Source organism: Clostridium sp., assembly GCF_036569345.1.
In the GTDB taxonomy this organism is placed as follows: Bacteria; Bacillota; Clostridia; order Clostridiales; family Clostridiaceae; genus Clostridium_AD.
Window position 1 is genome coordinate 1 of record NZ_DATCQT010000057.1, and the last position, 7395, is coordinate 7395.

The window sequence follows — 7395 nt, forward strand, 5'->3', positions numbered from 1 at the left end:
GTATAATCGACTAAAGAAAAGGGATTACTCCCTTTCCCTCGTCTAAGAACCGTACGTGAGAGTTTCCCTCTCATACGGCTCAAGCATTTCTTAACCTTTTCAGGCGGCATTCAGTGATTGTAGTTTCATTCTTCTTTTAACAAAGTATTCCTTGTGTGAAAAAGGATTTTGAGAGATTTTCAAATTTGGGTGTCGGACTATTTTGATTCGTCTTAAATTAATAAGAGAATAGTCTTCTGTCATAAAAACCCATATTTTATATCCCTTCTGATGCCAATACTTATTAATTCGCCACCATCTGTTTTTATTTGGATGTCGATGCTTTGCCCAATAATGTAATAAATAATAAAGTGTGTTGTTAATGTAAGAAAAAGCTTGACTGGCTACCGTGTGTTTATGATAGTTAGTCCAACCTCTTATTACAGAATTGAGTCTACGAATTATATCCGATTGAGTGCATGCTTTCCCTTCTTTAAGAATAATAGTGGAACATTTCCTTATCAAGCTTTTTATTGAACCTTTTGAAGGTTTAACAATAAGTTTTTCTTTGAATTTCCGAAATGTCCAACCTAGAAAGTCAAAGCCTTCATTTATATGGGTAATTCTAGTCTTTTCTTCAGATAACACTAGTCCTCGAGTTTCGAGAAACTGACTAACAACTTCTTTAAGTTCTACTGCAACTTCTTTAGTATTTGCAGTTATTATAAAATCATCAGCATATCGTACTAGATTTACTTTGGTTTTTGCACGATAGTGATTTTCGATATTCCCTTTTGTATTACGATGGTATTTATCTTGAATCACTTTTTCAAGACCATCAAGTGCCATGTTTGCATAAAGACTTGATATGGCACCTCCTTGAGGAGAACCTGTGTCCGTCGGAAATAACTTACCCTCGTATATAAACCCTGATTCCAGAAACTGTTTCATGATTCTTTTATCCATTGGAATATTTTCTTGTAACCAACTATGGTTGATGTTGTCAAAGCATCCCTTTATGTCTCCTTCTAATATCCATGTAGGAGAGCATTTTCTTGCTAGCACATTAAATATTTGTTCACATGCATCTTTGGCACTTCTTCCCTGACGAAACCCAAACGAGATGTTATCACCTTTGGTTTCAGCAATCGGTTCGAGTGCTAATGCATATAAAGTCTGCATTGCTCTATCATACATTGTCGGGATTCCTAAAGGTCGCTTCTTATTCTTGCCTTTTTTTGCAATATAAACTCTTTTGAGTGGCTTCGATCTATAATGTTTACCATTAAGTTTAAGTACCGCTTTCATTTTTGAGGCAGAGGTGGACCATAGTTTTTTATCAACACCTGATGTCTTCTTTCCTTTGTTGGTGGTTACCTTTTTCACTGCATAGATTTTTGCCGAAAAAGAATGTGTCAGTAAATATTGTAGCTGTTTTGCTTTGTTTTTATCACCTTTCACTGTTGCCTTAGCTATACGGGACTGTAGCCTATTAACATCATTTTGTACTTGTATCCAATCAATGGAATCCCATTTGTCTGCAAGTGTTTTAGTGTCTTTTAGCCTCTCGGTTTTATCCGTCGTTGAGTTATTAAAATTCATAAGTTTACCGTCCTTTCCTGCCAAGAAATACCATAGGACAAGTCAGCACCCTTTCGGGTTAGAGCAAAGTTTGAACTCTTATCTGTTTTCATTACAAAAACGGCTTTCGCTTTTTATCCTTTTCTTCTGCCCTCTATATCATTTCTTAACCTTGCGGGTAGATACCTCATGTTTAAGGAATATATAGGGTTTACCAAGTTCCACGTAATATATAATTATGAATGCCTTAGGAGCCACCTTTAAACCGGGAGTGCTTCATCCAATCGCATTGGTTTAACAGTTGGCCTTTGCTTGACTCCTTACCTTTTGGTCAAAGCGTTTCAGCCTATTTCGCTTTCTCCAGCGTAACGATTCCTATAGTGATTCACTTTACGTTCTCCATAGCATTCTTACTCTAGCAGTTGTTCCAGATTAGGCTTCTCGAACTTCCACATTGTCTCATGAGCTTTCTAACCCAGACGTTACCATCCACGCTAGTCATGATAGAGTTACCCCGAATGGATAGGGTAGTCTTTCGGCAATATATTACGCGACTTCTTGTCGCACTTGTGACCCCTGATCACTATGAATTATTAATCCCGAAGGGGGTTTATGATTAGATATGGCTTCACTGAGTGTATCAATAGCTAGCTTCGCGGTTATATTACTAGATACTTTAGTTGCTACAATACTTCTATCATATAAATCTAAAATAGAACAATTGTACATTATCCTGCCGCTGGAAAGATGTATATAGGTGAAATCTGTACACCATTTTAAATTTTTAGCTACAGCTGTAAAATCCCTATTTAGGATATTTGGAAATACTTTATGTGAGGTTCCTTTTACATAATTAGGTCTTTTTCTAAATGAAACTGACTTAATATTTAATTCTTTCATGTATCTATGCACAGTTAATAAGCTTAAATTAGTTCCTTGTTTTTCTAATGAGCGTTTTACCATTCTATATCCCATTTTTCCATTTTCACAGTGAAAAATTTTATATATATGTTTCAAAACTAATTTCTTTTGTTCATTATAGATACTTTTTCTGAATTTCAAATAATTATAATATGCATTAGGTGATAGCTCAAAACGGCGTAATAACCATCTGACGCCAAACTCTTTATTGTTGGCAGATATAAACTGGTAGATTAACTGTCTATTTCCTTGGCGAAGAATGCCGCAGCTTTTTTTAAGAAAGCATTTTCCTTTTCTAATTCAGTAGTTCGCTTTTTTAATAATTTATTTTCCTCATAAACACTAGGAGATATTTTTTCTTCTGATTCTTTGCATTCTTCGCAATAGTTTTTAATCCACAAATTAAGGGTTGATCTAGATACACCATACTCTTTAATTAGACTTGGAATTGTTCTACTATTTTCTAGATTCAATTTTACCAATTTTTCTCTAAATACTTGATCATATATTTTTTTTGCCACTTGTAACACCACTCTCCTAATTTTATTATACTATTTTATTAGTACTCAGTGTTACAACTTTAGTATATCAGGTCATACCTTAACTATTTTTTTTATATGAATAGTATTGAAAATATAAAACCAAGTGTACTAAACGCCATTTGGTTGGTGTTACCGTCTTCTCTCATGGAACCTTCCCATTCCTTCAGTTGGTTTACCTCTATGCTAGTATCAAAAGGTGTACATAATGATTCACAATTCATAGCACCATATATCAACACTTCACTTAGTATCGTAAGGTTATTAAACTAATTATAAAACGTACCATATATAATATAGACCTTTTCTTGTCTCTTTCTAAAGACTCATATTCAGCAGCTGTTAAGGATACTCTTCAAGAGAAGTCTTACCCCTTCACTTTTTTTTTATAGTGATTGCTTTGCAGAAACTTTCCAGGGCACTTGATAGTTATTCACTAGTCCTCACATGAATTAATTCACTTTTAGAGTTTTCAATTTTCTTTCTTCATTTCATAATATCACCTTAAAATATTTGTATAAAATGGAGAAGGGCCTTTACCACTGTGTACATTTATTATTTATACAAATATCCTGCATAAAATACTGTAACGAAAAGTATAATATTGTAAATAGAGGTGGAGGAATGAGATAACCAAAGACTTAATAAGAAAATTGAAATTAGAAAAAAACATTTAATTCAACACCTTAACAATTAAGCATGGGGGTAAAATCATGGAGAAGCTAGGCGACAAAAGTATGAACATTGTTGCTGAAAATATTAATAAAATGAAAGAATTATTTCCAGAAGTATTTTGCGAGGATAAAATAGATTTTGAAAAATTAAAAGAAGTATTAGGAGAATATACAGAGGAGAAAGAAGAACGATATAGTTTTAATTGGAAGGGTAAGTCTAAAGCAATAAAAATTGCTCAAACATCATCCACAGGAACATTAAGACCAGCAAAAGAAGAAAGTAAAAACTTTGATACAACGGAGAATCTGTATATTGAAGGAGACAATTTAGAAGTATTAAAGCTTATTCAAAAGACTTATCATAATAAAGTGAAAATGATTTATATAGATCCGCCTTACAATACTGGAAATGATTTTATTTACCCAGATGATTTTAGAGATAATATAAAAAATTATTTGGAAATTACTGGACAAGTTGATGCAGAAGGAAGAAAAATCGGAACGAATTCTGAAGCTAGTGGCAGATATCATACGGATTGGTTGAATATGATGTATCCCAGGTTGAAGTTGGCTAGAAATTTGATGAGTGATAATGGGGTTATATTTATTAGTATTGACGATAATGAAGTGACGAATCTTAGAAAAGTATGTGATGAGATTTTTGGAGAACAGAATTTCGTTACACAGTTTCCATGGCAATCTAGACAATCGGTACAAAATGATACAGATATAAGCAGTAGTCATGAATATATTATTGCTTATGCAAAGGTAAGAAGACAAGAAAATAGAAGATTGAAGGAATCTAATGCGGATACATGGTTCAACCATAATAGCTTCGTGTGTTTACCGTTGATATTAGATAAAGATAAATTTGATAATCTTGATAATGATGAACGAGGCTTATGGAAAGCAGATCCTTTTGACGCACCGAATGTTAGACCTAACTTGACATACAAAATTAATAACCCCAATACTGGAGAAGAATATTTGCCACCAAATGGAAGGCACTGGAGAACAGAGCAAAAGTCATATGAAAAATTATTAATCGATAATCGTATTATTTTTGGTAAAGCAGGTAATTCACGACCACAATTAAAAGTATTCTATGAAGAAAAAAAGATGTTTGGTTCGATAGATAATACGTGGTGGAGTGGCGAAAAATGTGGTACATCAAGTATAGGAACGAAAGAACAAATAGAATTATTTGGAGGATTTGATCCTTTTGATGCGCCTAAACCAGTGAAACTATTAACAAAAATATTGTCTTTGGTTTCATTATCACAAAACAACGATATCATTCTTGATTTCTTTTCTGGTTCAGCAACAACAGCCCATGCAATAATGAAGTTAAATGCTAATGATGGAGGGAATCGTAAATTTATAATGGTCCAATTACCAGAGTCAATAGATGAAAAATTTGAAGCAAATAAAGCAGGTTACAAAACCATTTGCGAAATAGGTAAAGAACGTATCCGTAGAGCTGGAGAAAAAATTCTTAAAGAAAATAAAGATAAGGAAGGAATAGAGAATTTAGATATAGGGTTCAAAGTGTTCAAGCTTGATACTTCAAATATTAAGAGATGGAATGCTGATAGTGAAAATCTTGAAATATCTATTGATAATATGATAGATAATTTTGTTCCGAATAGAACTGAGGAAGATATAGTATATGAAATTATGATTAAGTTTGGAATTGATTTAACTTATCCAGTAGAAATGAGAAGAATCTCTGATAAAAAAGTATTCATCATTGGGCTTGGAGCATTGTTTATCTGTCTTGACAACGAAATTACTATAGAGGTGGTTGAAGGAATTGTTAAATTTAAAGAAGAGCTAAACCCTGAAATTACAAGAGTTGTACTTAAGGATAATGGATTCAAAAGTGATTCAGTTAAAACAAATGCTATTCAAATTCTTAGAAGAAATAAAATACAAGAAATAATGAGTATATAAGGGGTGGCTTCGTGAGACTTAAATTTGATTCAGAACTGGATTATCAAAAGGAAGCCATGTCATCTATTGTAGATATTTTTGAAGGCCAAAGTGTTTGTAGTTCTAATTTTACAGTAGTCAATTCAATAGATGAGGCTGGTACAGTTGGTCTTTTTTCAACTAGCTTGGGCGTGGGAAATAAGTTGGAAATTGATGAAGAGGATATTCTGAAGAATGTGAAAAAAATACAGTTAAGAAATGGGATAGCTCAGTCTGATAAAATAAAAAAAGGTGAATATCATTTTACTATAGAAATGGAAACGGGTACGGGTAAAACATATGTATATTTAAGGACTCTCTTAGAGCTTAATAAGAAATACGGCTTTACAAAATTTATAATTGTTGTTCCAACTGTTGCAGTTAAGGAAGGTGTTGTTAAATCTATAGATATAATGACAGATCATTTTAAACTTAAATATGATAATGTTATATTTAAGTCATATGAATATAAATCTAAAAATTTAGATTTATTAAGGGATTTTGCAACCAGTGATAATATTAGAATTATTGTTATGACAATACAATCATTTAACAAAGACAACAATGTAATTAATAATGATAATGAAAGAACTAATGGGTTAAAGCCTCTAGAATTTATACAGGAGACCCATCCTATTGTAATAATTGATGAGCCACAAAGCGCAGCTGGCACAAAGAAGGCAAATGATGCTATTGATTCTTTAAATCCTTTATGCACCATAGGATACTCTGCTACCCATAAAGAAAAATACAATTTAATGTATCGGTTGGATGCGGTTGATGCTTATGAGAGACAGTTAGTTAAACAAATAGAAGTAGCTAGCGTAATGACTAAGAATTATCATAATGATGCATATTTAAAGTTAATAAGTGTGAGTAATAAAGGTTCTTCTATAACTGGAAAAATTGAAATAGATAAAAGAAAAAATGGTGTTATTAAAAGGGAATCTGTAAATGTTAAAAAGGGACAGGACTTATTTGAAATTAGTGGTTGTAGAGAGCAGTATAGTGGATATATAGTTAGTGAAATTTATACAGGAAAAGATTCTGAGTATGTAGATTTCTCAAGCAAGGATTTTATTAAATTAGGGGAAGTACGTGGAGATTTAAGTGATGATATTATCAAACGTGCTCAAATTGAAAAGACCATTGAAGAACATTTAGAAAAAGAGATGAAGCTTAAGCAGAAAGGAATTAAGGTTTTAAGCTTATTCTTCATAGATAGGGTTTCAAATTATAGATATTATGATGAAAAAGGGTATCCTCAAAAAGGTAAGTACGCACTATGGTTTGAGGAAGCATATAAAAGGAGTATTCAAAAACCTAAGTATAAAACTTTATTTGAGGATGTAGATATAGAAACTGAAGCAGAAATAGTTCATAATGGGTATTTTGCCCAAGATAAAAAGGGAGTATTAAAGGATACTAACGGAGGTACTCTTGCAGATGAGGATATATATGGTCTTATAATGAGAGACAAAGAAAGGCTTTTAAGCTTTGATTCAAAATTGAAGTTTATATTTTCTCATTCAGCACTCAAAGAAGGCTGGGATAATCCTAATGTATTTCAAATATGTACTCTAAATGAGACTAAATCAGAAATGAAAAAGCGACAAGAAATTGGTAGAGGGTTAAGACTTGCTGTTAATCAAGAGGGTGAAAGAATTCGTGGATTTAATGTAAACACACTTACTGTAATGGCTAATGAATCATATGAAGACTTTGCGAAG

At 32.5% G+C, this 7395-nt stretch carries 5 protein-coding genes; 2 read left to right on the forward strand and 3 right to left on the reverse strand.

The genetic code is table 11. The features are described from left to right. Positions 1–99 precede the first annotated feature (99 nt). From ltrA to VIM70_RS05940, 3 genes are all read right to left on the reverse strand, one after another. Positions 100–1581 carry a group II intron reverse transcriptase/maturase gene (gene ltrA / locus VIM70_RS05930; RefSeq protein ID WP_331944817.1) on the reverse strand — a complete coding sequence of 494 codons (1482 nt, stop codon included), beginning with the start codon at positions 1579–1581 and terminating at the stop codon, positions 100–102. Between the two features lie 525 nt (positions 1582–2106). After that, on the reverse strand, positions 2107–2781 hold the full coding sequence (locus tag VIM70_RS05935) for an IS3 family transposase (protein ID WP_331944821.1): 675 nt from the start codon (positions 2779–2781) through the stop codon (positions 2107–2109). Then, positions 2715–3002 (reverse strand): transposase, encoded by a 288-nt coding sequence (locus VIM70_RS05940; protein ID WP_331944818.1) that lies wholly within the window; start codon positions 3000–3002, stop codon positions 2715–2717. The genes VIM70_RS05935 and VIM70_RS05940 overlap by 67 nt, the downstream gene beginning before the upstream one ends. Positions 3003–3733: 731 nt before the next feature. Here VIM70_RS05940 and VIM70_RS05945 point away from each other — a divergent pair. Both VIM70_RS05945 and VIM70_RS05950 read left to right on the forward strand, forming a co-directional pair. Then, positions 3734–5647 carry a site-specific DNA-methyltransferase gene (locus VIM70_RS05945; protein ID WP_331944819.1) on the forward strand — a complete coding sequence of 638 codons (1914 nt, stop codon included), beginning with the start codon at positions 3734–3736 and terminating at the stop codon, positions 5645–5647. A gap of 11 nt (positions 5648–5658) precedes the next feature. Then, positions 5659–7395 (forward strand): DEAD/DEAH box helicase family protein (locus VIM70_RS05950; RefSeq protein ID WP_331944820.1); only part of this gene is annotated, 1737 nt, incomplete at its 3' end.